This is a genomic window from Bartonella sp. TT119HLJHH, assembly GCF_042193385.1.
GTDB lineage: Bacteria > Pseudomonadota > Alphaproteobacteria > Rhizobiales > Rhizobiaceae > Bartonella.
Window position 1 is genome coordinate 1 of record NZ_JBHILS010000059.1, and the last position, 2,602, is coordinate 2,602.

Sequence of the window (2,602 nt, forward strand, 5' to 3'; positions counted from 1 at the left end):
AAGAGGAATATCAAGAAAGCCGTTATCACTGTCACGCGCACGGTCATCAAGCTCTATAGTGATACGATCACTTTTGTCTTCTGCTTCATCGGTAATTTCAATCGACAAAACATAATCCATAAGAGTTTTTGTGATGTCTTCTCCATTTGCCTGAACCATGCAAAAAGGTTTCATGATTTGCTACCCCAAATTCTGATCACTGGTGTGGCTTTCGGATAGGGGAGGGTTGGCAAAACGATTGTGATTCCTGCTTTTAAAATGGGTCCATAGTCTGCAAGACCAAAATTTGCTGCATAAACGCGTTCAACAGCAAGGGCTTGTTGACCTTTGGCATAGTATTTCCAGCAAATGGCATCAACCATATCACCATCTTTGGTCATGTAAAGATCACTCATAGCTCTTCACCATATTCTCTCAACTTTATTGTAAATTCTTGTTTTTTTGGGGTGCCGTTATGATGAAAAACGCTTTGTTTTTCCTCTACAGAAAGAATGACAAACTTACCTAAGATTTTGCCTTGACCGGTCACAAGAATGTGAGGTCCTTCATGTGCCATTTGCCGTAAATATTCGAGCTGTCTGTGACCACCTTTGAAATCTGGATAAATCACACCAGTTAAAGAAAATTCCGCATTTGCAACAGCAGGCAATTGAAGAGCAGCCTTTCTCCCCAATCGTCCTTGCTCTACCCATGGCACCCCATAAGACATATCAAGTGTTTGATAAGCTGCTGTTTCAATGGAAAAAATAAAACCACCCAAAGCTAACATCATGGTATTTAATCCGAAAGGCTAGAGGCTATGGCTAAACGTTGCTGTTTTGCATAGCGTTCAAGTGCTTGATTGACAGCGTCTCTGATTTCGTCCTTGAGACCATTGGGGACGGAAATATTTAAATTTGAAATCATCACGCGGGCATCTACTTCAACGGGCTTATGAACCGTAATTGGCTTTGGAGCTTTAAAAGCACCTACTTTATTTGTTGCCTGCATTTGTCCTGTTTCAACGACACTTGTATTAAAACCACTCTTGCGTTTTTCAGGTGGGGTATTTGTAACCACTACTGTATCAACCATTTTTTTTGCACGTGCATTGGTTTCTTCGGTAAAGGTTTTAATGGTCTGCGTTGAAGTCTTGTCTATTGAAACATTAAACCCTAACTTTTCTTTCACCCAATTAGGCATCCAACTGGTTAATTTCTTCATCATATTGCCAAAACCGTTATACAGATCATCCCATTTGCTTTTGATGCCCTCCCAAAGCCCATTAATAAGATTGGAGCCTATTTCCATTAAATCGACACCAAACAGCCATTCAATGAGTTCATTGATTTTTTTCGAAATCCAAGTCAGTGGTGAAAAGTTTTTAAAGAACGTCAAGAGGTTATTGAAAACATTACTACATAAGCTGTAAAAAGAATCCCATAGCTTGCTTATAAAGCTTATGACTGTATCCCAATGTTTGTAGAGCAGATATCCGGCAGCAACAAGAGCTGCAATGCCACCAATAATCCAGCCAATAGGTGTGGTCATGATAGCAACACCAAGCGATATAAAAGCGGAACTAACGGCAGTTATTGCCGAAATCAGTGTACCTACAAGAGTTAAAGCAAGACTGGCAACTGCGGAAGCAGCTGAGGCTAATGCTGAAAGCAGTGATCTTCCCAGAGTTGCGGAAAATCTAATAAAAGCTTTATCTGCTGTGATTATTTTTGAGAGCAGGGATTTTCCAAGTTTTACAGCCAGACCGGTAATTTTAGAACCAACAGAAGTGAAGGCTGAAAGCACTGGTCCTGAAAGAGCGAAAGCAAGCCTGATAAAAACTGCGCTTACTATGGTTAGTGATGTAAGTAGCCAGCCATTGATTTTGTCCCAATTTTTGTAGAGCAAATATCCAGCGCCTACAAGAGCTGCGATGCCGCCAATTAGCCATCCTATGGGCGTTGTCATTATAGTATAGCCAAGGGTGACAAACGCTGCTCCCGCTGCGGCTAATGCGGCAATGAGTGGACCAAAAATGAACGAACCAAGTGCCACAAGTCCTACCTTAAAGAGGGTTATTTCACCAATCAGAGGTTCTAGCCATTGGAACCAGCCTTTAATCCTCTCTGTGAGATCACTGATGCCTTTTCTTAAATCAGAGGTAGGATTAAGCAAATCATTAAGGACTTTTTTTAAGGTTTTTGCCCAGCTCGCAACGGTTGTTTGGATGAGGTCACGGTTTTCATCAATCAACTTTGAAAAACCGTCAATCATATCATTAATCACGGGCATGAAACGCGCGCCAATAAAGCTCGCGATACCGCCTATTTTTTTCTTAAAAGCACCAAGCTTGTCACTTAAATCTGCTGCATAGCGTGCAACATCGGCACCTATCAGCCATTTTCCTTTTCGCGCCTTTGCAAACAGCTCTTTAATGGGTGCCATGCCTTGTGCAAGCATGGTCGCCATTTCTTTGCCATCACCCCCAAACAGCAGAGCGGCAATATGCTGTCTTTGTGCTTGATTTTTCATCTTACTCATCTTGTCGGTAATTTCTTCTAACAAGACAGAAGTGGATTTGAGTTTTCCAGAAGTGTTTTTGACAGAAATGCCAAGCGCTTCA

3 protein-coding genes and 1 pseudogene are annotated in these 2,602 nt (G+C 41.6%); all 4 read right to left on the bottom strand.

Going from position 1 to position 2,602, the window contains the following annotated elements:
- Positions 1–174 (bottom strand): annotated as a pseudogene (locus ACFIJL_RS09055) (late control protein); the annotation flags it as partial.
- Positions 171–395 (bottom strand): tail protein X, encoded by a 225-nt coding sequence (locus ACFIJL_RS09060; protein WP_375624348.1) that lies wholly within the window; start codon positions 393–395, stop codon positions 171–173. The gene ACFIJL_RS09060 and the pseudogene ACFIJL_RS09055, both read right to left, overlap by 4 nt.
- Positions 392–772 (bottom strand): phage tail protein, encoded by a 381-nt coding sequence (locus ACFIJL_RS09065; RefSeq protein ID WP_375612342.1) that lies wholly within the window; start codon positions 770–772, stop codon positions 392–394. Before ACFIJL_RS09065 ends, ACFIJL_RS09060 begins: the two co-directional genes overlap by 4 nt.
- A 5-nt stretch (positions 773–777) precedes the next feature.
- Positions 778–2,602: phage tail tape measure protein (locus ACFIJL_RS09070; RefSeq protein WP_375624351.1), on the bottom strand; the 1,825-nt coding region annotated here is incomplete at its 5' end.

Coding starts and splice junctions, on each gene's coding strand:
- ACFIJL_RS09060 (WP_375624348.1), bottom strand. CDS start 395: ATGAGTGATCTTTACATGACCAAAGATGGTGATATGGTTGATGCCATT.
- ACFIJL_RS09065 (WP_375612342.1), bottom strand. CDS start 772: ATGATGTTAGCTTTGGGTGGTTTTATTTTTTCCATTGAAACAGCAGCT.